This window comes from Actinospineispora eucalypti, from assembly GCF_039543365.1.
Classification (GTDB): domain Bacteria; phylum Actinomycetota; class Actinomycetes; order Mycobacteriales; family Pseudonocardiaceae; genus Pseudonocardia; species Pseudonocardia eucalypti.
Window position 1 is genome coordinate 48,095 of sequence record NZ_BAABJP010000058.1, and the last position, 22,429, is coordinate 70,523.

The 22,429-nt window shown below is 73.3% G+C and carries 23 protein-coding genes and 1 pseudogene; 18 read left to right on the forward strand and 6 right to left on the reverse strand.

Annotation, left to right across the window (positions count from 1 at the left end; genetic code table 11):
- Positions 1 to 35: 35 nt before the first annotated feature.
- Positions 36 to 800: an enoyl-CoA hydratase-related protein gene (locus ABEB12_RS37845; RefSeq protein WP_185059934.1), complete on the reverse strand. Its 765-nt coding sequence runs from the start codon at positions 798 to 800 to the stop codon at positions 36 to 38.
- 20 nt (positions 801 to 820) lie between these two features.
- Positions 821 to 1,876, reverse strand: a complete 1,056-nt coding sequence (locus ABEB12_RS37850) for a LacI family DNA-binding transcriptional regulator (protein WP_345703500.1) — start codon at positions 1,874 to 1,876, stop codon at positions 821 to 823.
- A 64-nt stretch (positions 1,877 to 1,940) separates the two neighbouring features.
- On the opposite strand from ABEB12_RS37850, the gene ABEB12_RS37855 reads away from it, so the two are divergent.
- The 15 genes and pseudogenes from ABEB12_RS37855 (at position 1,941) to ABEB12_RS37930 (ending at position 16,434) form a co-directional block, all read left to right on the forward strand.
- On the forward strand, positions 1,941 to 2,399 hold the full coding sequence (locus ABEB12_RS37855) for a hypothetical protein (protein WP_185059936.1): 459 nt from the start codon (positions 1,941 to 1,943) through the stop codon (positions 2,397 to 2,399).
- The gene (locus ABEB12_RS37860) at positions 2,396 to 2,710 is read left to right on the forward strand and encodes a transcriptional regulator (protein WP_345703501.1); all 315 of its coding nucleotides are present in this window, start codon (positions 2,396 to 2,398) and stop codon (positions 2,708 to 2,710) included. The genes ABEB12_RS37855 and ABEB12_RS37860 overlap by 4 nt, the downstream gene beginning before the upstream one ends.
- A gap of 280 nt (positions 2,711 to 2,990) precedes the next feature.
- Positions 2,991 to 4,040, forward strand: a complete 1,050-nt coding sequence (gene lxmK / locus ABEB12_RS37865; RefSeq protein WP_221497611.1) for a class V lanthionine synthetase subunit LxmK — start codon at positions 2,991 to 2,993, stop codon at positions 4,038 to 4,040.
- A 104-nt stretch (positions 4,041 to 4,144) separates the two neighbouring features.
- A complete protein-coding gene (locus ABEB12_RS37870) occupies positions 4,145 to 5,062 on the forward strand; it encodes a T3SS effector HopA1 family protein (protein WP_345703502.1) in 918 nt (305 codons plus the stop codon).
- Between the two features lie 93 nt (positions 5,063 to 5,155).
- Positions 5,156 to 5,353: an LxmA leader domain family RiPP gene (locus tag ABEB12_RS37875; RefSeq protein WP_185059939.1), complete on the forward strand. Its 198-nt coding sequence runs from the start codon at positions 5,156 to 5,158 to the stop codon at positions 5,351 to 5,353.
- Between the two features lies 1 nt (position 5,354).
- Positions 5,355 to 5,531 carry an LxmA leader domain family RiPP gene (locus ABEB12_RS37880; protein WP_185059940.1) on the forward strand — a complete coding sequence of 59 codons (177 nt, stop codon included), beginning with the start codon at positions 5,355 to 5,357 and terminating at the stop codon, positions 5,529 to 5,531.
- A gap of 25 nt (positions 5,532 to 5,556) precedes the next feature.
- Positions 5,557 to 5,730, forward strand: a complete 174-nt coding sequence (locus tag ABEB12_RS37885; RefSeq protein ID WP_185059941.1) for a hypothetical protein — start codon at positions 5,557 to 5,559, stop codon at positions 5,728 to 5,730.
- Between the two features lie 165 nt (positions 5,731 to 5,895).
- The gene (locus ABEB12_RS37890; RefSeq protein WP_185059942.1) at positions 5,896 to 6,984 is read left to right on the forward strand and encodes a methyltransferase; all 1,089 of its coding nucleotides are present in this window, start codon (positions 5,896 to 5,898) and stop codon (positions 6,982 to 6,984) included.
- Complete coding sequence (locus tag ABEB12_RS37895; RefSeq protein WP_185059943.1) at positions 6,962 to 7,864, forward strand: ATP-binding cassette domain-containing protein; 903 nt, start codon at positions 6,962 to 6,964, stop codon at positions 7,862 to 7,864. The genes ABEB12_RS37890 and ABEB12_RS37895 overlap by 23 nt, the downstream gene beginning before the upstream one ends.
- Positions 7,861 to 8,991: pseudogene (locus ABEB12_RS42310) on the forward strand (ABC transporter permease); the annotation flags it as partial. The gene ABEB12_RS37895 and the pseudogene ABEB12_RS42310, both read left to right, overlap by 4 nt.
- 157 nt (positions 8,992 to 9,148) lie before the next feature.
- Positions 9,149 to 10,936, forward strand: coding sequence for an ATP-binding cassette domain-containing protein (locus ABEB12_RS37910; protein WP_185059944.1), 1,788 nt, complete (start codon positions 9,149 to 9,151; stop codon positions 10,934 to 10,936).
- Entirely contained in the window at positions 10,933 to 11,889 is a 957-nt protein-coding gene (locus tag ABEB12_RS37915; protein WP_185059945.1) for an LLM class flavin-dependent oxidoreductase, read from the forward strand. Before ABEB12_RS37910 ends, ABEB12_RS37915 begins: the two co-directional genes overlap by 4 nt.
- A complete protein-coding gene (locus ABEB12_RS37920) occupies positions 11,886 to 12,509 on the forward strand; it encodes a flavoprotein (protein ID WP_185059946.1) in 624 nt (207 codons plus the stop codon). Before ABEB12_RS37915 ends, ABEB12_RS37920 begins: the two co-directional genes overlap by 4 nt.
- Entirely contained in the window at positions 12,506 to 13,567 is a 1,062-nt protein-coding gene (locus ABEB12_RS37925) for a hypothetical protein (protein WP_185059947.1), read from the forward strand. The genes ABEB12_RS37920 and ABEB12_RS37925 overlap by 4 nt, the downstream gene beginning before the upstream one ends.
- A complete protein-coding gene (locus tag ABEB12_RS37930; protein ID WP_185059948.1) occupies positions 13,564 to 16,434 on the forward strand; it encodes an insulinase family protein in 2,871 nt (956 codons plus the stop codon). Before ABEB12_RS37925 ends, ABEB12_RS37930 begins: the two co-directional genes overlap by 4 nt.
- Here ABEB12_RS37930 and ABEB12_RS37935 read toward each other — a convergent pair.
- Positions 16,427 to 17,083, reverse strand: a complete 657-nt coding sequence (locus ABEB12_RS37935; RefSeq protein ID WP_185059949.1) for a response regulator — start codon at positions 17,081 to 17,083, stop codon at positions 16,427 to 16,429. The genes ABEB12_RS37930 and ABEB12_RS37935 overlap by 8 nt on opposite strands.
- Before the next feature lie 536 nt (positions 17,084 to 17,619).
- Between ABEB12_RS37935 and ABEB12_RS37940 the strand changes: the two genes are divergently transcribed.
- From ABEB12_RS37940 to ABEB12_RS37950, 3 genes are read left to right on the forward strand one after another with little or no spacing between them, the layout of a single operon-like run.
- The gene (locus tag ABEB12_RS37940) at positions 17,620 to 18,834 is read left to right on the forward strand and encodes an MFS transporter (RefSeq protein WP_345703505.1); all 1,215 of its coding nucleotides are present in this window, start codon (positions 17,620 to 17,622) and stop codon (positions 18,832 to 18,834) included.
- Between the two features lie 48 nt (positions 18,835 to 18,882).
- The gene (locus ABEB12_RS37945) at positions 18,883 to 19,149 is read left to right on the forward strand and encodes a ribbon-helix-helix protein, CopG family (protein WP_185059950.1); all 267 of its coding nucleotides are present in this window, start codon (positions 18,883 to 18,885) and stop codon (positions 19,147 to 19,149) included.
- A gap of 9 nt (positions 19,150 to 19,158) precedes the next feature.
- Positions 19,159 to 19,533: a PIN domain-containing protein gene (locus ABEB12_RS37950; protein ID WP_185059951.1), complete on the forward strand. Its 375-nt coding sequence runs from the start codon at positions 19,159 to 19,161 to the stop codon at positions 19,531 to 19,533.
- A 3-nt stretch (positions 19,534 to 19,536) separates the two neighbouring features.
- On the opposite strand, the gene ABEB12_RS37955 is transcribed toward ABEB12_RS37950, so the two are convergent.
- The 3 genes from ABEB12_RS37955 to ABEB12_RS37965 form a co-directional block, all read right to left on the reverse strand.
- Positions 19,537 to 20,661: a putative sulfate exporter family transporter gene (locus ABEB12_RS37955; RefSeq protein ID WP_185059952.1), complete on the reverse strand. Its 1,125-nt coding sequence runs from the start codon at positions 20,659 to 20,661 to the stop codon at positions 19,537 to 19,539.
- A gap of 101 nt (positions 20,662 to 20,762) precedes the next feature.
- Positions 20,763 to 21,659: an ABC transporter permease subunit gene (locus ABEB12_RS37960; protein WP_185059953.1), complete on the reverse strand. Its 897-nt coding sequence runs from the start codon at positions 21,657 to 21,659 to the stop codon at positions 20,763 to 20,765.
- Positions 21,649 to 22,422 carry an ATP-binding cassette domain-containing protein gene (locus ABEB12_RS37965; protein WP_185059954.1) on the reverse strand — a complete coding sequence of 258 codons (774 nt, stop codon included), beginning with the start codon at positions 22,420 to 22,422 and terminating at the stop codon, positions 21,649 to 21,651. The genes ABEB12_RS37960 and ABEB12_RS37965 overlap by 11 nt, the downstream gene beginning before the upstream one ends.
- Between the last annotated feature and the right edge of the window lie 7 nt (positions 22,423 to 22,429).

Consider the following 22,429-nt stretch of genomic DNA (forward strand, 5'->3'; position numbering starts at 1 on the left):
GCCATAGCGGTCATCGCCACTCACGAGGGCGAGCGTCAGCTCGCCCAGGAAGGTTTGCGCTTCTCCAGGAAGGCCTGGATGCCTTCCTGCGCCTCCGGCGAGGCGAAACGCTCGGCGGAGAAGGCGCTCATGGCGGCCAGGTCGTCCGCGATGGTGGCGGTCACGGCGCGGCGCAGCAGCTCCTTGGTGCCGGCCAGCGCGGACGGGGCACCCAGGCGCAGCATGCCGGCGTACCTCGCCACCTCGGCGTCCAGCGTCTCGGCCGGCACTGCCTTGGTGATCAGCCCGATCTCCGCCGCGCGCCGGGCGGAGAAGGTCTCCCCGGTCAGCGCCAACTCGTGCAGCGCCGACGGGTCCACCTTGGGCACCAGCGGAACCGTGATCACCGCCGGGATCACGCCGATGCGCACCTCGGTGAGCGCGAACGACACCCCCTCGGCGGCCAGGGCGAAGTCGCTGCACGCCACCAGGCCGAGGCCGCCGGCGCGGGCCGGGCCGGCCAGCCGGGAGATCACCGGCTTGGGTGAGGTCCAGATGGTCCGCAGCAGCTCGGGGACCTCGTTCACGCCCTGGTTGCTCACCCCGGCGCCCCGCGACTCCTTCAGGTCCATGCCGGCGCAGAACACCGTGCCGGTGTGCGTCAGCACGACGACCCTGGTCTCGGCGGAGTCGATCGCCGTGCGCAGGTGGCCGAGCAGCTCGCCGCGCAGCTGGGCGGACAGCGCGTTGCGGTTGGCCGGCGAGTCCAGGGTGACGGTGGCAACGCCGGGGTCGATCTCCAGATGCACGAGTTCGGTCATGCCGGGACGTTAGCGCGTGTTCACGGCGGCGGCCCGGTGGTCGTGCCGATCCGCACCCGCACCGGCAGGGTGCGGTCGGCCGGTTGGCCGCCGGCCAGCAGCTCCATCACGGCGGCCGCGCCGAGCCGCCCCTTCTCGTCCGACGGCTGGACCACGGTGGACAGCAGCTCGGGCGCGAGCCACGGCAGGTCGGCGCCGTCGAAGCCGGCGATGCTCACGTCCTCGGGCACCCGCAGGCCCAGCTCGCGGGCCGCGCGGAGCACCCCGGCGGCCAGGATGTCGCTCTGCGCCATGACCAGCGTGGGCCGCGAGTCGGCCGGCACGTCCAGCACGATCCGGCCGGCGATGGCGCCCTCGTCGACCGAGTTGCTCGCGGTCTCGATCGCCGGCACCCGGCCGAACACCTCGAACACGCCGTCCAGCCGGTGCCGCACATCCCGGTAGTGGTTGCGCGTGCGCCAGCCGTCGTCGATCCAGCCCCGGGTGCCGTCCAGGCGCAGCGGCATGGTCACCGTGGCCACCCGGCGGTGGCCCAGCCGGTGCAGCTCGCGGGCCAGCTCGGTGATGCCGGACAGCTCCTCGATGTCGATCAGCGTGACCCCGTCCACCACCGGGCCGTCCAGTGCCACCAGCGGCACCCCGCGCTGATGCAGCAGCTCCAACGCCGGGTCGCCCTCCTGGCCGCAGGTGGCGAAGATCGCCGCGTCCAGCGGGATACGCCCGAGCTGCTCCAGCCCGGGCCGGCCGGTGTCGCCGGGCAACAGCAGCAGCCCGACGCCGTGCGGACCCAGGCCCTCGGCGATGCCGTCCAGCAGCTGCACGGCCACCGGGTCGCGGAAGGCGTAGAGCAGCCGCTCGCCGATGAACGCGCCGACCACTCCGCTGCGGCCCCGGCGCAGCGAGGCGGCCAGCGGGTCGGGCCCGGCGTAGCCGAGCTCACGCGCGGCGGTGAACACCCGCTCGCGGGTCTCGGCGGCGACCTTCGGGCTGCCGGCGAAGGCCAGCGAGGCGGTGGACGGGGAGACGTTGGCGCGCGCGGCCACCGAGGCCAGGGTCGGTCGCGGGTGTGCTGCCACGGCCAAGACCGTAGTCGTTGCCTTGACTTGCCATGTCGTTAAGTGGAGCGCTACAGTTGCCAACATGGAAACTCAATCCTCCACACCTGACCCGACCGCCGCCAAGGCCGCCCTGCGGGACGTGCACATCGCCCGCGACCGCCTGGCCGACCGAATCGAAACGCCCTGGTGGTACCGGGTGGCCCTGGGTCTGTCCATGGCCTTCACCTTCATCGCCATCGGCAGCGGCAGCGAACCCGTCGCGCTGATCGGCGGGATCGTCGGCTGCGCGGTGATCCCGTCCGTGCTGATGTGGGCGGCCAGTCGCTCCACCGGCGTGTCCATGGACCGCTACCGTTCGGCGCCGGCGAACCTCTACGCCCTCGGGCTGTTCGCGCTCGCCGGGCTCGGCCTGTGGCTGCGCTTCGGGCTGGGGCTGACCTGGGCGATGATCCCGGCCGGACTGCTCGCGCTGGCTCTCACCCTGGTCATGGAGCCGCGGATCGACGTGGCCGCGCGGGGCAACCTGCGGTCCGACCGGTGAGCGGGCGCACTCCCGAGCCGGTCTTCGACGAGGTCATCCACGCGGCCAACCGGCTGCAGATCTGCGCCATGCTGGCCTCCGTCGACTCGCTCGCGTTCGCGGCGGTACGGGACGCGCTGGAGGTCAGCGACCCGGTGCTGAGCAAGCACGTCAAGATCCTGCAGGAGGCGGGCTACGTGTCGATGACCAAGGCTCCGTCCGGCTCTCGCATCCGCACCTGGCTGTCCCTCACTCCGGCCGGCCGTGCCGCCCTGGAGGGGCACCTGGCCGAACTGCGGCGGATCGCCGCGCTGGCCAGCGCCGAGGTGTGAGTGTCACCCGCTGTAATGGCTAGTTTACCCGACTCACGCTGCGTAGCGCTTCGCTAAGTTCGCCCTAAGAAAGACTTGAGTCTGTGGTCCCAATCACCGCCCCCTGCTAACTTCCCGTTAAGCAAAAGACAGGCTTCGGCTTGAGGGGGCATCCATGGCGGTCGACCTTTTGGTTGAGCGTTTGACTTTACCGGAATTGCTCGGTGGGTCGAATTCTCAGAAAGTGTCAACCGGTGAATCGGCCGGCGGTATAACGCCACTCAGTCTGGACGCAAATCCGGTGGTGGAGCGATTCCTCACCGGACTTGGATTCGGCGTTTTCGACCGATCGGGGCTGACCGCGCCTTACGGCCGCAACGACGTCTGGGCCGGCCCGACCAGCACCGGGGACCAGATTTTCGTCAAACGGCTCAGCGGCCGCACGGCGGACGTGGTGGCCCGGATGCGCCGGCTGCACCTGTTCGAGGAGGTGTTCCGGGCGCAGCCGGGCCGCCCGTTCGACGTCCCGGAGTACCTCGGCCGGGACCTCGAGCACGGGCTCGTCGCCTACCGGATGATCACCGGCGCGACCGGTGGTGCCGGCCGGATGGTGGACGAGACGTTCGACGACGCGATGGCCCGGCAGACCGGTGAGGCGGTTGCCTCGGTGCACGCGATGGTGGTTCCCGATGGCATCCAGCTGGACGGTTCGCTGCCCGATCTGCCGTCACTCGACCTGGTCAACGGCCTGCCACTGGCCGTTTACGAGAACGTCAGCCACGGCGAGCTGGAGGCCTGGCGGCTGCAGCAGAACGACCTGCCCTTGGTGCGTGCGCTGGCCGGGCTGCGCCAGCGGGAGGTGCTGGCGACCCGGGTGCCGGCGCACTGCGACCTGCGGGTGGACCAGCTGTTGTTCTCCGGCGGTCGCCTGGTGCTCACCGACTGGGAGGAGTTCCGGCTGGCCGACCCGGCGCGCGACGTGGGCAGCTTCGCCGGCGAGTGGCTCTACCGCTCGGTGCTGGACATCGTCACTCCGCGCGGCGGGGCGAGCCCCGACGGCGTCGGCCTCGACCACCACGCGGTGCTGCGTCTCGGTGTCGCCAAGCTCGAGCGGCTGCGCCCCAGAATTGAGAGTTTCTGGTCCGGTTACCGTTCGGTCAGCGAGTCGGTAAATAGTGACTTCATGGTTCGGGCCACCGCCTTTGCCGGCTGGCACATGCTCGATCGGTTACTTGCCGGTAGTGCCTACCGGGGACTGTTGTCGGGAATTGAACGAGCCGCCGCTGGGATCGGTCGGAACGTTTTGTTGAACCCTGAACGGTTCGCTTCCGCGATCGGCCTGGCCAGCTGATGGGTGGCCTGAATAGCGTCGCCGAAACTAATTCGGTGGCCGCTGCGGCGGAGTGTGTCGAGCTGAGTGAAGACCTCCTCAGCGGCCGGGTTGGTCACCGTGAGTTGACGGCGGACAGCCCCCGTGAGCTCCAGGCCAAGATGGCGGCGGCGGTGTACGACGTGCTGCACGCCGGCCAGGGACCCCGGCCGCCGGGGCACCCCCTGCAGCTGCGCGACCGGGAGTTCGAGGAGCAGCTCGGTGGGCGCTGCGCGCACCGCACCACCCCGGTGCGCGGCCGGGTGTGCGAGCCGGTGATACCCGCGCTGGCCGGCCCGGAGGGCTGCGTCCTGGTGGAGCACGCCGGGGTGCGGATCTGGGTGCCGGCCCAGGTGTTGGAGGCGGACGAGCCGGGCCCGCGGGTGCGCCCCGGCGGCACCGCGCCGGGCAGCCCGGTCCGGTTCAGCCACGCGGCGATCCGGCCCGCGCTTTCCCCCGGGTTCTACGTGCTGGACGGCAGCCGGGGTGCCGGGTGGGCCGAGCCGATGCTGCGGGTCTACGTGCACCTGGTCGACCCGTCGGCCGCGCTGGACGTGTGGCAGGCGGCGGTGGCCGGGCTGGAGGAGGGCGGCGCCGAGTACCGCGTCAAGATCCTCTCCGCGCCGGAGCTGTACCCGAGGCGGGACTCGCTGGTCATGTACCTGCCGTCGGCCCATTGGGGGGTGTTGCCCGGCCTGGTGGACCGCCTGGCCGGGCAACCGGGCCTGGGCGAGGAGACCTCGCTGTTCGCCGAGCGACTTGCGCCCGGCATCGCGCTGGCCTTCGAACCCGCCGACCCCGACCCGAACCGCCGGGGCCTCAGCTTCGGCCAGCACCGGGCCTCGGTGCTGATCGAGGCGCTGTTCCGGGCGGCGCGGACCGGCGCCGACCGCGGCGTTGCGGTCACCGAGGCATTCCTGGCCGCGCACATCGACCCGGCCAGGCCGTACCGCAACACCGACTCACCGGTGCACCAGATCGCCCGCTCGACCGAGCACGGCTGATGCGGTTGCAGGGCGTGCACCGCGTGCGTGCACGTCCTGTTCGCGGATCAGCAATCGGCGAACGAAAAGTAATTATCAGAGGGGAACACAGAAATGGACAACCAGCTGAATCTCGTCGACCTGGTGGCCGGCTACCAGGCCTACACCAGCGTCGACGAGCTGAACGTGGCCGCGGCGGTGGACGCCCCGGCGACCAGCCCGGTGTGCGCGGCCTCCGTGGCCAGCTCGGGCTGGTGCGCGGGCGCCGCCGGCGGGGCCGCCGCCGGTATCTCCTACCACCTGGGCTGCTGAGATGGAACAGGATCTGCTGGTTCAGGAGATGATCACCGGTTACCGCGCCTACGCGGAGCCGGAGGAGTTCGAGATGGCCGCCTCCGTGGCGGCGCCCGCGACCTCGCCGTTCTGCGGTGCGGCCGCGAGCTTCCTGTTCAGCTACGCCACCACCTACGGCCCGGGCACCAGGCGCTGACCCGGACCGAGGGAGGGAGACGGAAATGGAACAGGACCTCCTGGTTCAGGAGATGATCACCGGTTACCGCGCCTACGCGGAGCCGGAGGAGTTCGAGACGGCGGCCTCCGTGGCGCCGCCGGCGACCTCGCCGTTCTGCGGTGCGGTGGCCAGCTTCATGGTCAGCTACGTGACCACCTACGGCCCGGGCAAGGGCTGATCTCTCGGTAAGTAGGCCGGCCGGCACGCCTGATTACGTCCCCTGTCGCGATCAGCCGTGCCGGCCCGGTCCCACCTGCCCAAATCACCGTCGGCGAAGCCGGCGGGCTGGGGCGGGCGCCCAGTTCGGCGCCCGACGGCGACACAGCCCCGAAGGAGGCCAAGGATGTCCCACCCGGAGGCGGTCAACACCCTGATGCGGATGGCGGATCTGCTTGCGCCGAACGCGATTCGGGTTGCCGCCACGCTAGAACTTGTTGACCACATCGACGACGGCGCCGACACCGCCCCGGTGCTGGCCGAGCGCACCCGGACCGACCCGGTCATGCTGGGCAAGCTGCTGCGCGTGCTCGCCGAGCTGCGCCTGCTGGAACGCAGCCAGGGCGAGGACCTGGACCACGACCGCTACCGGGTGGCCGAGCTGGGCGCCCCGCTGCGCCGGGCGCACCCCTACTCCGTCGGCCGGTACCTGAGCAGCACCGGCCTGTTCGGCCGGGCCGAGCTGGGCCTGGTCGGCCTGCTGGAGACCATCCGGTCCGGCGTCCCGGCGTACCGCGCCGCGTTCGGCCGGGAGTACTGGGAAGACGTCAACAACGACCCAGCCTTCGCCGACGCACTGCGCGTCGAGGGGGCCAGGGACATCGGCTGGGACGCCGAGGTGATCATCGATTCCTACGACTGGTCCTCGGTCGGCTCGGTCACCGACGTCGGCGGCAACAACGGCACGCTGCTGATCGCGCTGCTGCGGGCGCACCCGCACCTGCGGGGCACGGTGCTGGACCTGCCGGGCAACGCCCGGCTGGCCGAGGGCAAGCTCCAGGCGGCCGGGCTGACCGACCGGGCGCGCGCGGTGGCCGGCAGCTTCTTCGACCCGCTGCCCGGGGGCAGCGACGTGTACCTGCTGTCCGGAATCCTGGGGGACTGGCGCGACGAGGACGCGGTGCTCATCCTGGGCCGCTGCGCCGAGGCCGCGGTGGCGACCGGACCGGGCGGCCGGGTCCTGCTCGCCGACATCAAGCTGGAGGTCCCGGTCGGGGACCTCACGTCGGCCACGCTGGACCTTTCGCTGGCATCCACCGTGCCGGCGCCGCTGCGCACGCCCGCGCAGCTGGCCGCGTTGGCCGAGCGGGCCGGGCTGGCCGTGAGCTGGACCGGGCCGGAGACGCCGCTGCGCAGCCTGTTGGAACTGCGCGCCGCGCACGTCCCGGGTCAGCGCAACTCAATCGAGGGGGATGGTTCCGTTGTTGCGGTTTGACGAGCTGCGCAAGAGCTACGGGGAGAAGTCGGTGCTGCGCGGGCTCACCTTCGAGGTGCGGCCCGGTGAGATGTTCGGTTTCTGCGGGGCGAACGGCGCCGGCAAGACCACCGCGATGCGCATCGCACTGGGCATGGCCACCGCCGACTCGGGTGCGGTCAGCTGGGCCGGCCGGTCGATCGGGGTGGCCGAGCGCGAGCGGATCGGCTACATGCCCGAGGAACGCGGGCTGTACGGCCGGATGAAGCCCGCCGACCAGCTGGTCTACCTGGCCCGGCTGAGCGGCATGAAGGCCGCCGTGGCCCGGGCCAGGGCGAACGAGTGGCTGGAGCGGCTGAACGTCAAGATGCGGCCGGCCGACACGCTGGACAAGCTCTCGCTGGGCAACCAGCAGAAGGTGCAGCTGATCGCCTCGGTGATCCACGAGCCCGAGGTGCTCATCCTGGACGAGCCGTTCTCCGGGCTGGACCCGGTGGCCACCGACACCCTCGCCGATGTCCTCGACGACATCCGCGCCACCGGCGTGCCGGTGCTGTTCTCCAGCCACCAGCTGGATCTGGTGGAGCGGCTGTGCCAGCGGGTCGGGATCATGTCCGGCGGCGCGCTGGTCGCCGTGGGCGGGGTGGAGGAGCTGCGCCGGGCGCACGGGCAGCGCCGGCTGGCTATCACCCTGAGCGACCCGGTCACCCCGGAGTGGCCGGCCCGGCTGCCGGTCGGCCGGATCATCCAGCGGGACGCCGCCGCAATGCTCGCCGAGATCGGCCCGGACCACCGGCTGGACGAGATCGTCTCGGCCGCCCAGGCGCTGGGCACCATCCGCCACCTGTCCGTGGTGGAGCCGACGCTGTTCGACATCTTCCGGAATGTGGTGAGCGCATGAACACCCGGACCGAAGCCAAGACGACCGAACCGACCCGCGCCGAGCGCGCCACCGCCAACCCCGGGCCGGCGCCCGCCGCCGGCTCGGCCGGCCGGGGTGGCGTGAAACTTCTGGGCCTGGTGGCTCAGCGGGAGGTCCTGACCCAGCTGCGGCGCAGCGAGTTCTGGGGCTCGCTGATCATCATGGTGCTCGTGGTGGCCGTGTCCATCGGCGCGCAGAGCGTGTTCACCGGCGGTGGGTCGGACTTCCGGGTGGCCGTGGTGCACGCGCCGGGCAACGCCGACCTGGGTGCCGCCCTGGCCGAGCGGCCCGCCGCCGACGGCGGACGGCTCATCCTGCTGCCTTGGCCGTCCGACGGCGTCGCGGAGGCGGCGGTGCGGGCCGAGGAGGCGGACCTGGCGGTGCTCGCGGACGGCTCGGCGGTCTACCTGGACCGGCTGCCCCCGGCGCTGGGTGAGGCACTCCGGGTGGCCGCCGGCACGGCGAGCACCCGCGCCGCGCTGGCCGCGCGGGGCCTGGAGCCGGCGGCGATCGCCGAGGTGCTGGCCAGGGGCGAGCCCCGGCTGCGCGCGCTGGACCCGGACGCCAACCGGGCGGTGCAGCGGATGGTGATCGCGCTGATCGGCATCTTGTCGATGTTCATGCTGATGTTCGCCTTCGGCCAGACCATCGCGCAGGGCGTGCAGGAGGAGAAGAACAGCCGAGTGGTCGAGGTGCTGCTGGCCAAGGTGCGCGCCTCCCAACTGCTCGCCGGGAAGGTGCTCGGCCTCGGCGTGGTGGTGTTGGTGCAGATCCTGGTGCTGGTGGTGTCCGGGTTCGTCGCGGCGCTCTGCCTGGACCTGATCGCGGTGCCCGCCGACGCGGCCGAGGTCGGCCTGCTGGTGCTGCTCTGGTTCATCCCGGGGTACTTCCTGTTCGCCACGCTGTGGGCGGTGGCCGGCGCGCTGGTCTCTCGGCCGGAGGACATCAACAACGCCGCCGGCCCGGTGAGCGCACTGATGACGGTGGGGCTGCTCGGGTGCCTGTTCCCGTACAGCGGCATGGCGCCGGAGGCCGGTGACCTGCTGTCCATGGTGCCCGGGTTCTCGTGGTCGATGATGCCGATGCGGATGGCCGCCGGCCCGGTGCCCTGGTGGCAGGTGGCGGTGGCGGTCGTGCTGCTCGCCCTGGCCGTCGCCGCGCTGCTGAGGGTGGCCGGCCGGATCTACGTCGGCGGCATGCTCAGCGGCGGCGGGGCCTCAAGGCGCGGGCCGCGCTGCGCGCCGCCAAGGAAAGCGGGCTGGCATGAGCGAGTCATCGGTTCCGGGAACCCCCGGGGAGGTCCGGCTGCGGCTGGGCCGGGACCTGGTCAACGGCCGGTGGGGCACCTGCGTGCTGATCGGCGTGCTGATGCTGGTGTCCGTGGCGGCCACGCTGGCGCTGCCGCTGGTGGTCACCGCGATGATCGAGGCGGTGCAGCGGAACGAGTCGCTGACCGGGGTCGGCGTGGTGATGGTCGCGGTCGGGCTGGGGGCCGCGGTCGCCGGGGCGCTGTCCACCAACCTGCTGTGCCGGCTGGGCGAGGGGCTGGTCGCGCGGCTGCGCACCCGGGTGGTGGAGCACGCGCTGCGCATGCGGCCGGGGGACGTGCGGGCCGAGGGCAGCGGCAACATCGCCGGCCGGCTGGGCGCGGACGCCATGCAGATCAGGGCGGCCACCGACATCGTGCCGCTGCAGCTGCCGATGGCGGTGCTGACCCTGACCGGCACGCTGGTGATGATGGGCCTGCTGGACTGGGTCCTGCTGCTGGTCACGATCTCCGGGTTCTCCGTGGCGGTGATCCTGGTGATCGGTGTGATCGCCATGCTCCGGCTGCGGTACCGGGCGATGCAGGAGCGCCTCGGCGCGTTGATGCACCGGTTCGTGGGCACGCTCGAAGCGCTGACGGTGATCAAGTCCACCCGCTCCGAGGCGTGGCAGTCCGCGCGGCTGGCCTCGGACGTCGAGGAGTTGCGCCGGGTGGCCGTCTCCGGGGCCCGGTACGAGTCGCTGATGGTGCCGGTGATCAACCTGGGCCAGCAGGTCGCGCTGCTCACCGTGTTGATCTCCGGGGGTGCCCGGCTGGCCTCCGACGCGCTCAGCCTGCCGCACTTCGTCGGCTTCCTGCTGTACCTGTTCCAGCTCACCGCGCCGCTGGTGATGGCCGCGTCCGGGCTGTCCACCGTGCAGGCCGGGATGACCGCGAAGGGCCGGTTCGAGGACCTGCTGCGTCGGCCCACCGAGGCGGCCGAGACCCTCGCCGGGACGGACCGTCCCGCGCCGGCCGCCACCGAACCGGTGGTCCGGCTGGACCGGGTCACCGCCGGCTACGGGTCGGCCAGCCCGGCGCTGCGGGACGTCTCGTTCCAGGTGCCGGCGGTCGGGCTGACCGCGCTGGTCGGGCCTTCCGGTTCGGGCAAGACAACCGTGTTGCGCCTGGCCGAGCGGCTGCTCACCGCCGAGTCCGGCGCGGTGCGGGTGTTCGGGCACGACGTCCGGGGCACCGACCTGGACGACCTGCGGAGCCGGATCGCCTACGTGGACCAGGACTCCACGCTGCTGCCCGACACCGTGCGCACCAACCTGCGGCTGGGTCTGGCCGAGCCGCGCACCGACGCGGAGCTGTTCGCCGCGCTGGCCAAGGTCGGCATGGCCGCGGACGTGCGGGACATGCCGGAGGGCCTGGACACCGAGCTGCTGGTCGGCCGGGGTCTGTCCGGTGGCCAGTGCCAGCGGTTGGCGCTGGCCAGGGCGCTGCTGAGTGAGGCGCCGCTGTTGCTGCTGGACGAGCCGACCTCGGCGCTGGACGCGGCCAACGAGCACCGGCTGCGCGCGGTCATCGCGGACATCGCCCGGGAGCGGGCCGTGCTGGTGGTGGCCCACCGGCTGTCCACGGTCCGCGAGGCCGACCACGTGATCGTGCTCGACGGCGGCCGAGTGCGCGGTGAGGGCAGCCACGCCGAGCTGCTCGCCGGGTGCGACCTGTACGCCGAACTGGTCCGGCTGCAGCTCGGCGAGCGGGAGCTGGCCGGAGTGAACGGCGCGCCGAAATGACCACCTACTCGGTCTACCTGCCGTTCATGCCGACCCGCCCGGAGCAGGCGCCGCGGGTGGCCGGGCTGGTGCAGTACGGCCCGGCGCACCGGCTGTGGCACGGGCAGTCGCTGCTGGCCGAGTCGTACCAGACATTCGCCCAGCTGGCCGGGGCCGGGTTCCGGATGCCGGTCGGGTTCGGGGTGACGCTGATGCCGTTGCGGCACCCGTTCGAGGCGGCCATCCAGGCGCGCTCACTGGCCGGGATCACCGGGCACGGCGTGGTGGCCGGCTTCGGCCCGGGCGCGACGATCTTCCAGCAGCGGGTGCTCGGTGCGCCGTACCGAAGCCAGCTCGGCGCGGTGCGGGAGTACCTGGGAGTCGTCACCGACCTGCTGCGGACCGGCGCGACCGAGCGGGACGGCGAGTACTACAGCTGCCACGCCGACCTGCCGCCGCTGCCGCACGCCGAGGTGGAGGTGGGCCTGGGGGTGCTGCGGCCCGCGATGGCCCGGCTGGCCGGCGAGCTGGCCGAAGTGGCGATCACCTGGCTCACCCCGGCCGACTACCTGGCCGGGGTGGTGGGGCCTTCTCTTGCCGAAGGGGCCGGCGACCGGACCCCGCCGAGGGTGGCGGCGGTCGTCCCGGTGGCGCTGGACCGGCCCGGGCGCGACCCGGTGGACCTGGTGCTCGCGGGCAACGCGGGACACCTGCGCATGCCGCACTACCAGGACATGCTGCGCCGGTCCGGTATCCAGGTGGACCCGGGCGACCCGCGTCGCTCGGCGAAGGAGCTGCTGGCCGGCGGGGCGTTCCTCTCCGGTGACCAGGGGGCGCTGGCCGCCGGCCTGGCCGGGTTCGCGGCGGCCGGGGTGGACGAGGTGGTGCTGAACCTCACCGGGGTCTGCCTGACCGCCGGCCTGGACACCGCGCTGGACGAGCTGCGGGCCATCCTGGAGGCGGTCGCGCAATGAGTGCCGGGCCGGATGGCGTGCCGGGGCCGCCCAGCTGTGACCTGCAGCGACTGCTGCTGGTGGTCACCGGTTCGATCTCCGCCGCCGACGCCCCGTTCTGGGTGACCTGGCTGCGCGAGTCCTACCCGGACCTGGAGCTGAGGGTGGTGCTCACGCCGACCGCCGCCGGGTTCGTCAGCCCGGCCGCGCTGTCCGCCCGGTTGGCCGCGCCGGTGGCGCCGGACCGGTGGTCGGACGACGGGCGGGCGGTGCACGTGGAGTGGCAGCGTTGGGCGCAGGCGATCCTGGTGTTCCCGGCGACCCTGGACTACCTGTCCCGGTTCGCCGCCGGGCTGGCCGGGACGCCGTCCCTGCTGGCCGCCCAGTGCACCGAGGCGCCGGTGGTGCTGGCGCCCGCGCTCCCGCCCGGCGGGGTGCGCTGCCACGCGTTCCGCCGGGCGGTCGAGCTGCTCGGTTCCCGGGAGAACGTGGCGGTCGCGCCCACCCGGTGGGGGGTCAGCCTCACCGACGGTGAACCCACGGACGGCGTGCCCGCGCTGTTGCCCGACCTGTTGGTGCTGGCCGAGCGGTTGCGCCGGCCGTCCGACTCGGTGGTGGCGAGCCTGGGGCGTGGACTGTGAACGACGCGAACGACGTGGTGGTGTACGGCACCGGCCTGCTCCGCACCCAGATCTGGACCGAGCACAGTGACTCCCGCGTGCCCCGAACTGGGGGCACGCTCGGCGAGCGCGGACCGCGCAGTGACTCCCGCGCGCGCCTAACTGGGCGCGCGCTCGGCGAGCGCGTACCGCGCTACGTATGGCGGCGCACGACGGGTCCCCTGGCCCCGGCGCCGTTCGCGGTCCCGACCGAGGAACTGACCCGCGCGTTGCACGAGGGGGGCGCGCGGGTGGGTGGCCCGGTCGGGACCGCGGTGGCCGAGCCGGACCCGGTGGCCCGCCTGTACCGGGCGCCCGGGCCGGTCTCGGTGGCTGCCGTCCTGCTGTCCGACCAGGTCCCGGAGCGGGCGCGGCCGGCGGAGCTGATGCGGGGGCTCGGCGAGTGTCTGCGCATGCTGCACGCATTGCCCGCCGATGGCGCCGAGCCGGCGGTGTCTCCATCGGGCGCCGAACTGGGCGCCCGGCCTGTTGCGCCGGCTGCGCCGGCGGTGGCCCCGACCCGCGGACTGAGCCGGCTGGGCGACTGGCTGGACGGTCGGGCGCCGACCGCCACCGGCCGGCGCGGCTCGGCACGGCTGCGCCAGGCGCTCGGCGGCGAGCGCTGGGCCGCGTTGGGGGCCTGGCAACGGTCGGTCGCCGCCGACCCGGGCCGTTGCCCGGTGCACGGCGCGCCGGGGCTCGGTTCGCTGGCCGCCGACGCCGGGCTGACCCGCGCGGTGCTGCTGTGCGGCGAGGACGTCGGCCATGCGCCCTGGTACACCGACGTCGGCTGGGTGGTCGGCGAGCTGACCGAGCTGGCCAGCTGCCGGCCGGCGGCGCTGCCGTGGTCCGAGCTGGTCGCGGCGCTGCGGGACGGCTACGGGCGGGAGTTCGGCGTCGAGGTGAACCGGATGGCCGCACTGCGCATCGCCCTGCACCTGCACGACTTCCTCTGCTACGTGCGCTGGTCGGACGCGGAGTGCGCGCGCTACGCCGGCATGCTGCGCGCGGTGATGCACGCCTGCGAGGCGGCCGCGTGATCCGCGCGCGGCTGGGCAACGGGCTGCGGGTGCTGGTGGACGAGCGCCCGGAATGCGCCCGGGTGGCGGTCGGCGTGCACTACGGCGTCGGTTTCCGCACCGAGCCGCCCGGCTGGGAGGGGTTCGCGCACCTTTTCGAGCACCTGATGTTCCGGGGCAGCCGGCACCTGCCGATCGGTGCGTTCTTCCCCGAGGTGTACGCGGTGGGTGGACAGGCCGGCGGGCACACCCACCAGGACTACACGGAGTTCTTCCAGATCGTGCCCGCCCCGGTGTTGCGCGAGGCGCTGTTCCGGGAGGCGGACCGGATGCGCGCGCCGGCGTTCACGCCGGACAGCATCGCCGAGCAGCTGGCCGGGGTCGCGGTGGAGATCCGGGCGATGACCGTGGACCGCCCGTACGGCGGGTTCCCGTGGCCGCTGCTGCCGGCGGTGCTGTTCCGCACGCACGCCAACGCGCACGACGGCTACGGGGACGTCGCCCGGCTGGCCCGGGTGACCCCGGAGGACTGCTACGCCTTCTTCCACCGCTGGTACACGCCGTCCAACGCGGTCCTCACCATCAGCGGCGGGGTGACCGCGGCGGGCGCCCTCGCGCTGGCCGACGAGCTGTTCGGCGACATCCCGGACCGGCCGGTCACCGTGCCGGACACCCGGGAGCCGCCGCCCGGCGAGCGGCGCTGGCTGTCCTGCGGGGAACCGGGGGTGCGGCGCACCGCCGTGGCGCTGGGCGCGGTGCTGCCCGACCCGCTGCGCGAGCTGCCCCGCTACCTCGCCTACCAGGTGCTGGCCAGCATGCTGCCCCGGCGGCTGGACCGGCCGGGGGTGGACACCGCGTGCGGGTTCTTCGACCCGCTGGACGCGCTCGCGCCGGACACACTGGTGATCACCGCACTGCTCGCCGGGCGGGACCGCCCGGCGAGCTTCCCGGCCGACGTGGACCAGGCGCTGCGCCGGCTGTCCACCGACGAGGAGCTGGCCGCCGACCTGGACCGGAGCGTTGCCGGCCTGGTCGCCGCCCACCACCGCAGGCACGCCGAGCCGGCTGCCCGGTGCCGGGCGCTGGGGCGCTGGGAGGTGCTGTTCGGCCGGCCCGAGCTGCTCGACCAGCTCCCCGCCCTCTGGCGGTCCACCGAGCCGCAAGCGCTGCGCGCCGCCGCCGCCGACCTGGCCGAAACCCCCTGGGCGATCGTCGAAATGACCCCCGCCGACCGCCGCACCCGCCCCGCTCCCCCCACCCTGCCCACCGAACGCACCCCCCAACCTGATTCAGTGCCTTCAGCAGGCCGGTTCAGTCACTTCGGGCCGGCCGATCCCGCCGGGCAGCTCGGCTTCGCCGAGTGGCTCCCGCCCGGCGCACCGACCCGCGTCGCGTCCGGCCCGGTGGGGCCGCCGGATGCGAGGCGAAGCCGGCCGGTCCCGGACACCGGCCGGCACCCAACTTCCGCCCGGTGGCCGGCCCTGGCGCGGCGGCTGTCCCGGCAGCCGACCGAGCGCCGGCCGCTTTCCGAGCGGTCGAACGCCGGCGACCGACATCCCGGCCGACCGAATGCCGGCGACCGACATCCCGGCCGGCCGAACGCCGGCGACCCGGTTTCCGGCCGGTCGCCGGCCCGGGGGCCGAAACCCGGCCGACGGCCGCTCCGGGCCGAGTTGTTGGACCAGCCGAACGGGGACGGCCGACTGGTCGCGCTGCCGGACCCGAGGGCCACGCTGACCCAGCTGCGGGTGCGCTGGCCGCTCGGCGCGGCCGGCATCGCCGCCCCCGGCGGGGCGCACCTACTCGCCGCCCGGCTGCCTTCCGTGAGCGGTGCGAAGAGCAAGGTGGAGGCGTTCGGCGGCACGCTCGAACTGGCCACCGACGGGCAGTGGCTGGACCTGATCGGGGACGCCCCGGCCGGTCGGCTGCGGCACTGGCTGGCCGCGTTCGCCGACCTGCTTGCCGCCCCGGCGCCGCCGCCGGACCACTTCCCGCCGTCGGACCACCCCCCGCCGCCGGACCACCCGCCGCTGTCGGACCACCCGCCGCCGGACCGCCCGCCGCCGCGGGACCACCCGCCCGTGGCGGAGCTGTCCGCGTTCGCGCTGGCCGACGTGGCGTGGCGGCGCTGCCGGCTGTCCCCGGAGCCGGCCGGCGTGATCGAAGGGTTGGCCCAGCTGGTGGCGCCGGGGGCGGTGGCCGTGCTGGTCTCGGCGGCCGACCCGGCCGAGGTCGCGGCGGCGGTGGAGGACGTGCTCGGCGCCCGAGGGTTCGACCTCGGCGCCGGGCGGGCGCCGATGCCCGGACCGGACGTGGCGCCCCCGGTGCTCGCGGTGCCCCGGGCAGCTCCGGCGGAGGACCACCTGACCCTCTACCGGGTGCACCCGGAGATCCGCTACGCCGACCCGGCCCGGTACCTGGCGACCGGGGTGCTCGGCGGCTCGTACCAGGCCCGCCTGTCGGCCGGCGGCGGGCGGGACTACCAGGCCTACTGCGGCCGCGACGGGTTTCTCGGCGCCGGCCGGTGCTACGTGCGGGCGGTGGTGCGGCCCGGGATGCTCGGCCCGGCGGCGAAGGACATCGCCGGCCGGATCGCCGGCCTGGTCACCGACCCGCCGGGGAGCGCGGAGATCGCCTCGGTGCGCCGCTACTGCGCCGCCCAGGCGCTTTCGCTCACCGACGCCCCGGCCGCGCTCGCCGACGCGCTGGGCCAGGCGCTCGCCTGGGGTGCGGCGGTGGACTCGGTCACCGGGCTGTCCGAGCGGCTGGCCGAGGTGACCGACGCCGAGGTGGTCAGGGCGTGCGCCGAGCTGTTCGGCACCGAACCGCCGCGCGCGGTCACCGTGGGACCGGGCCAGGCCGACGAGGTGGCGCGCGCTCTCAGTTGAACCGGTATCCGTGCCCGCGCAGCGTCTTGATCAGCCCGGGTGAGTCCAGCTTGGCCCGCAGCTGGGTGAGGTGCACGCTCAGCGACCGGGAGGTGCTCGCGCCGGTGTCGCCCCACACCCGGTCCAGGATCAGCTCGCGGCTCACCGCCTCACCGGGCCGCTCGCAGAGCACCGCGAGCACGTCGAACTCGGTGCGGGTGAGTGGGACGTCGGAGCTGCCGCGCCGCACGGTCCGGGCGGCCAGGTCGATGGTCAGCCCGTCGGCCTCGATCGGCGCCAGCGGCTGGGTCGGGGGCAGGCTGCGCCGGCGGGCCACCGCGTCGATCCGGGCGAGCAGTTCGGACAGCCGGAACGGCTTGATCAGGTAGTCGTCCGCGCCCAGCCGCAGCGCGCGTACCACGTCCCGCTCCTCGCGCCGCCCGGTGAGCACGATGATCGGCGCCGCGCTCACCGCGCGCAGCTTGGTCAGGACCTGGAACCCGTCCATGTCCGGCAGCCCCAGGTCGAGCAGCAGCATCTGGTACTCGCGGTGCTGGGTCAGCGCATCGGAACCCCGGCTGACGACCTTCCAGGTGTGCCCCGCGGCGCCGAGGGCCGCGCCGAGGGCTTCCGCCATGTCGGCGCCGTCTTCGATGACCAAGAGCCGCAACGAGGTCCCTTCGGTGGCGGGGGTGCATTCCACTCACGGGTGTGGGGGAATCCGCCCCCGCTAGCGACGCCGAGAGCCTATCCGCCATCCGGGACCGGAATCCACCGCCAGATTAGTTGATTCAACACTGTGTTGATCCCGCGTAGGGCGCGGATTGAACCCCCGGCCGGCCCGGTTCGGCCGGGAGCGCTCCGTCGTGCCGGTCACGGCCGGTGCACGCGGCGCTTCGGCACGTCGCGGCGCCTGTCGGGCCGGGTGACGAAGATCGAGGTCGATCGGCCGGAAAGGGGTTCCGGGGTAGTCGCGGTGACCACTCGGGGGTACGTCCGGGCCGGCCGCGGGAATGTCTGGGATATGCGCGATGTGGAATGCGGCAATTGGTGACGGCGGCGCGCGAGATCATGCTATTAGGCGAACACGGATAAACCCGTTCGGCATTCGTGTGTGACCCGGCCGGCGGGAAAACCGGTATCGGCGGCGGTGGCCGACGAGGTACCGTGGCCTCATCGAATCGATTCGATCGATGTGGGGGATCGGTGACCGACTTGCTGACCGGCGCGCGGCGCGCCGAGCTGGCCCGGGCGCGCACGGCCGTCGGCGCGGCGTTCGGCGTCAACGGGCTGTGCTTTGCCTCCTGGCTTTCCCGGGCGCCCGCGGCCCGGGACACGCTGGGGCTCTCCTCGGCGCAGCTCGGCCTGTTGCTGCTCTGCCTCTCCGGCGGGGCGTGCCTGGCGCTGCCCACGTCCGGCCCGCTGGTGCACCGGCTCGGCGCGGCCCGGGTGGTGCTGCTGGGCTCGCTGGTGGTCGGCGTCGGGCTGGCCGGCCTGGCGTTGGCGCTGGCCACCGGCAACGTCTGGCCGGGTGCGGCCGGCCTGGCGCTCACCGGCATGGGCATGGGCAACTGGGACGTGGCGATGAACGTCGAGGGCGCGGAGGTGGAGCACCGCAGGGGGCGCTCGCTGATGCCTCGGCTGCACGCCGCGTTCAGCCTGGGCACGGTGGCCGGTGGCGGCATCGGCGCGGGCGCGGCGGCCGCCGGCCTGCCGCTGGCCGTGCAGGTGTCGGCGGCCGCGGTGCTGGCCCCGGTGAGCATGGCGTTCGCGGTCCGGTACTTCCTGCCGGTGGTCGAGCCGGAACCGGGCGCGGTGCGGGTCCGCTCCGACGGGCTGCGGGCCTGGCGCGAGCCGCGCACGCTGCTGATCGGCGTGCTCACCCTGTGCTTCGCGTTCACCGAGGGCACCGCCAACGACTGGCTGGCCGTCGCGCTGGTGGATGGTCACGGCACCGGCGAGGTGCTCGGCGCGCTCGGCTTCGGCGCGTTCGTCGCCGCGATGACCGCCGGACGGCTGTCCGGCGGCGCGGCGCTGGACCGGTTCGGGCGGGTGGCCGTGCTGCGGACCACCGCCGTGCTGGCGCTCGCCGGGTTGCTGCTGGTCACGCTGGCGTCGTCGGTGTGGTTGGTGCTGGTCGGCGCGTTGCTCTGGGGGCTCGGCGCCTCGCTCGGGTTCCCGGTCGGCATGAGTGCGGCCGCCGACGACCCGGCCCGCTCGGCGGTCCGGGTGAGCGTGGTCAGCTCGATCGCCTACACCGCTTTCCTGGCCGGTCCGCCGCTGATCGGCTTCCTGGCCGAGCACACCGGCATCCTGCGCGCCCTGTTCGTGGTTCTCGGCGTCCTGGCGGTCGCCACCCTGGTAATCCCCGCCGCCCGCCCTCTCCCTCCGGCAGCCCCGACGCCGCATGAGAACCGGTGAAGCCATATCGGAGTACGGGCACATGCCATATCGGAGTATGGTGGTGGAATGGCCGCGAAAAAGGTGACGATCACTCTCCCGGAGCAGCTGGCTGAGCGTCTGGCGCAGCGGGCGCGGGAGGCCGGCATTCCGTTCTCCACCTGGATCGCCCAGGCCGCCGAGGAACGCGCGCGCATCGAAGACGGTCAGGCGGCAATGGCCGAGTGGACTCGCGACGAAGGACCGCTCACGGACGACGAGCTGGCCGAGGCGGCGGCGGAACTCGCCCGTGCCGACGTGCTCGCGCAGCGCGCCGCACGTCGCCTGGCGGGCTGACCTGGGCGGATGCCTACCCCTCTGGTGTACGACGCGGGTGCGCTGGTTGCCGCGGATCGCGGCGAGCGGAGTTTTCGCGCGCTGCACACGCAGGCGCTGGCCCAGGAGCGCCGGATAGTCGTACCGACACCGGTGCTGACCCAGGTGTGGCGCAACGGCGCGCGCCAGGCCCGGGTCGGTCAGGTGCTGCGCGGATGCGTGCTCGACCCGGTCGACGAGCAGTTCGCCAAGACGGCCGGCGTGTTGCTCGGCGAGAGCGGAACCCGGGATGCCGTGGACGCGATCGTCGTGGCCCTGGCGCTGCGACTGGGTGGTGTCGTGGTGACCACCGACCCGGGAGATCTGCACAAGCTGGCCGACCGGCTGGTGGTCATCTCCCTCTGAAAGTCAGCCGGCGGAGAAGTTGGCGAAGAGCAGGGCGGACAGGCCGAGGCCGATCGCCAGGTTCACCACCACGGCCGTGCCGAACACGCCGATCGGCCGCCAGCCGGCCTCGCGCAGCGAGGACACCCGGAACTCCAGCCCGATGGACACGAACGCGAGGATCAGGAACAGCGTGCGCAGGTCGTTCACCGTGTCGATGGCCGGCTTGCCGGCGGCCGAACCCACCGCGCCCAGGTAGGCGGTGGCGATCACCGACGCGGCCACGAAGCCGAGCACGAACTTGGGGAAACGGTGCCAGAGATCGATCGCCCTCGGCCGGGGTGAGTCGGCCGAGCGCTCCACCCGGAACGCGAAGTAGGCGGTCAGCGCCACCGCCACCACGCCCATCAGCGCGTTCTGCGTGACCTTCACGATGCTGGCGATCTGCAACGCCTGCTCACCGGCCAGCGTGCCGGCGGCGGTGACCGCCGCCGTGGTGTCGATGTTGCCGCCGATCCATGCCCCGGCCACCGGCTGGGAGAGGCCGAACCAGTGCGCCAGCGCGGGCAGGATGAAGATGGACGGCAGGGCAAAGATGATCACCAGGCTGGCCGTGTAGGCCAGCTGCTCCTTCTTCGCCTGCACCGCGCCCGCCGCCGCGATGGCCGCGCTCACCCCGCAGATGGACACCGCCGAGGAAAGCAGCGCGCGCAGCTTGTGGTCCAGGCCGAGCCGGCCACCCAGCCACCAGGTGAACCCGAACACGATGGTGATCAGCAGCACCGCCTGCACGATCGCCGGTCCGGCCGCGCTGACGATCACCGCCAGGTTGATCGAGGCGCCGAGCAGCACCAGGCCGGTCTTGATGAAGAACTCGGTGCGGAACGCGGCGGCCATCCGGTCGCGCAGCCCGGTCGCGGTGAGCACCGCGTTGCCCAGCAGGCCGAGCAGGATGGCGTACACCGGGTACTCGATGGACTTGGCGATGTTGCCGAACCCGGAGCCCTTGGTGGCCGCCGGCACGTACTGCTCCAGGAACCGGGTCAGCGCGGCCAGCGCGACCACCACGAGCAGCCCGGCGACCGTCCAGCCCGCCGAAGGCCGCTCGGGCGCCTCGGCCTCGCGGGTGCTGGTCTCCTCGCTGGTCACGGCACCAACCAGCCCGGGAGCGCACCGGCCAGCACCAGGCCGAGCAGGACCAACCCGACGATCGTCGCCGCCCAGTCCTCGTTCATCGTGGACCTCCGTCCTCACACGCCGGTGGCGAGGCCGCGGGCGCGCAGCACCCGCTTCTCCACCGGACGGAACAGCAACAGCTCGATACCGATGCCCACCAGCAGGATCAGGAAGATCGCGGCGATCACCGTGGGCATGTTGTTGAAGTCGCTGCCTTCCTTCAGGTAAGCGCCCAGGCCCAGGCCGAGCAGCGGCCCGGCGGCGATGATCTCCGCCGCCATCAGCGAGCGCCAGGAGAAGGCCCAGCCCTGTTTGCAGCCGGCCAGGTAACCGGGCAGCGCGGCGGGCAGCAGGATGTGCCGCGCGCTGGTCAGGCCGCGCGCGCCGAGCACCTGGCCGACCCTGGGCAGGATCGGCGGGATCTGGTCGATGCCGGCGACCAGGCCGTTGGCGATGGACGGGATGGAGCCGAGCAGCACCACGAAGTAGATCGTGGCGTCGGTCAGCCCGAACCAGAGCACGGCGGCCGGTACCCAGGCCACCGAGGGCAGGCTCTGGAGCCCCTGCAACAGCGGGCCGATCGCGGAACGCACCACGCGCACCTTGGCCACCAGCAGGCCCAGCGGGGTGGCGATCAGCAGGGCGATGAAGAAGCCGAGGAAGGCCCGGCTGACCGAGGTCCAGAGGACGGACCAGACCCGGCCGGTGGCCACCTCCGCCGCCACCGCCTGCCACACCGAGGCTGGGGAAGGCAGCTTGAACTCGGGCCAGAAGGCGGCCGCCCACAGCGCCTGCCAGACGGCCAGGAACAGCAGCACCGCGACCAGCGGGGGCAGCCCGGCGGCCAGCGCCCGGCGCGTCCACGGCGCCCGCTGGACGGTCGGGGTGTCCAGCGCGTCCAGCCCGGCGACGGCGGCCGCGTCGTCGGCGGTGGGCCTCCCGCGCTCCAGTTCGGTGAGCTCAGGCGGCATGGCGGCTGATCACCTCGCGCAGCCGTCCGGTGATCTCGTCGTGCAGGTCCTCGTCCCCGACGGCCCACTCGCCGACCACGGTGCCCGGCCGCGAGGACAGCAGCACCACCCGCTGGGCCAGCCGGAGGGCCTCGCGCACGTCGTGGGTGACGAACAGGACCGTGGTACCGGTGGCCCGCCACACCCGCAGCAGCTCGCCCTGCAGCACGTCCCGGGTGATCGCGTCCAGCGCGGCGAACGGCTCGTCCATCAGCAGCAGGCCCGAGTCGTCCGGATTCTCCGGGTGGGTGGCGTGCGCCAGCGCGCGGGCCAGGGCGACCCGCTGCCGCATGCCGCCGGACAGCTCGTGCGGCCGCTTGCTGCCCTGACCCTCCAGGCGCACCAGCTCGAGCAGCTCGGCGGCCCGGCGGCGGCGGGCGGTCTTGCCGACCCCGTTCAGGCGCAGTGGCAGCTCGACGTTGCGCGCGGCGTCCAGCCAGGGCAGCAATGCCGGCTCCTGGAACATGAACGACGGCCGCCCGGTGGCCAGCCGCACCTCGCCGAGGCTCGGCCGGTCCAGCCCGGCAACCAGGTTGAGCAGTGTCGACTTGCCGCACCCGGACGCGCCGAGCAGGCAGACGAACTCGCCCGGGCGCACCGTCAGCTCGATGTCGCGCAGCGCGGTGACCGCGCTCGGGCCGGTGCCGAAGGTCTTGCCGACGCCGGCCAGCCGGACCGCCGGGGCGGCCGTCCGAAGCTGCTGATTGATCACAGTCACGGTCATCGCCGGA

What these genes read in the sequence shown, in the direction of transcription:
- ABEB12_RS37890 (WP_185059942.1), top strand. Translation starts at nt 5,896, where the DNA reads ATGTCCCACCCGGAGGCGGTCAACACCCTGATGCGGATGGCGGATCTG.
- ABEB12_RS37920 (WP_185059946.1), top strand. Translation starts at nt 11,886, where the DNA reads ATGAGTGCCGGGCCGGATGGCGTGCCGGGGCCGCCCAGCTGTGACCTG.
- ABEB12_RS37915 (WP_185059945.1), top strand. Translation starts at nt 10,933, where the DNA reads ATGACCACCTACTCGGTCTACCTGCCGTTCATGCCGACCCGCCCGGAG.
- ABEB12_RS37885 (WP_185059941.1), top strand. Translation starts at nt 5,557, where the DNA reads ATGGAACAGGACCTCCTGGTTCAGGAGATGATCACCGGTTACCGCGCC.
- ABEB12_RS37945 (WP_185059950.1), top strand. Translation starts at nt 18,883, where the DNA reads ATGGCCGCGAAAAAGGTGACGATCACTCTCCCGGAGCAGCTGGCTGAG.
- ABEB12_RS37960 (WP_185059953.1), bottom strand. Translation starts at nt 21,659, where the DNA reads ATGCCGCCTGAGCTCACCGAACTGGAGCGCGGGAGGCCCACCGCCGAC.
- ABEB12_RS37875 (WP_185059939.1), top strand. Translation starts at nt 5,156, where the DNA reads ATGGACAACCAGCTGAATCTCGTCGACCTGGTGGCCGGCTACCAGGCC.
- ABEB12_RS37965 (WP_185059954.1), bottom strand. Translation starts at nt 22,422, where the DNA reads ATGACCGTGACTGTGATCAATCAGCAGCTTCGGACGGCCGCCCCGGCG.
- ABEB12_RS37880 (WP_185059940.1), top strand. Translation starts at nt 5,355, where the DNA reads ATGGAACAGGATCTGCTGGTTCAGGAGATGATCACCGGTTACCGCGCC.
- ABEB12_RS37855 (WP_185059936.1), top strand. Translation starts at nt 1,941, where the DNA reads ATGGAAACTCAATCCTCCACACCTGACCCGACCGCCGCCAAGGCCGCC.
- ABEB12_RS37950 (WP_185059951.1), top strand. Translation starts at nt 19,159, where the DNA reads ATGCCTACCCCTCTGGTGTACGACGCGGGTGCGCTGGTTGCCGCGGAT.
- ABEB12_RS37845 (WP_185059934.1), bottom strand. Translation starts at nt 800, where the DNA reads ATGACCGAACTCGTGCATCTGGAGATCGACCCCGGCGTTGCCACCGTC.
- ABEB12_RS37895 (WP_185059943.1), top strand. Translation starts at nt 6,962, where the DNA reads ATGGTTCCGTTGTTGCGGTTTGACGAGCTGCGCAAGAGCTACGGGGAG.
- ABEB12_RS37910 (WP_185059944.1), top strand. Translation starts at nt 9,149, where the DNA reads ATGAGCGAGTCATCGGTTCCGGGAACCCCCGGGGAGGTCCGGCTGCGG.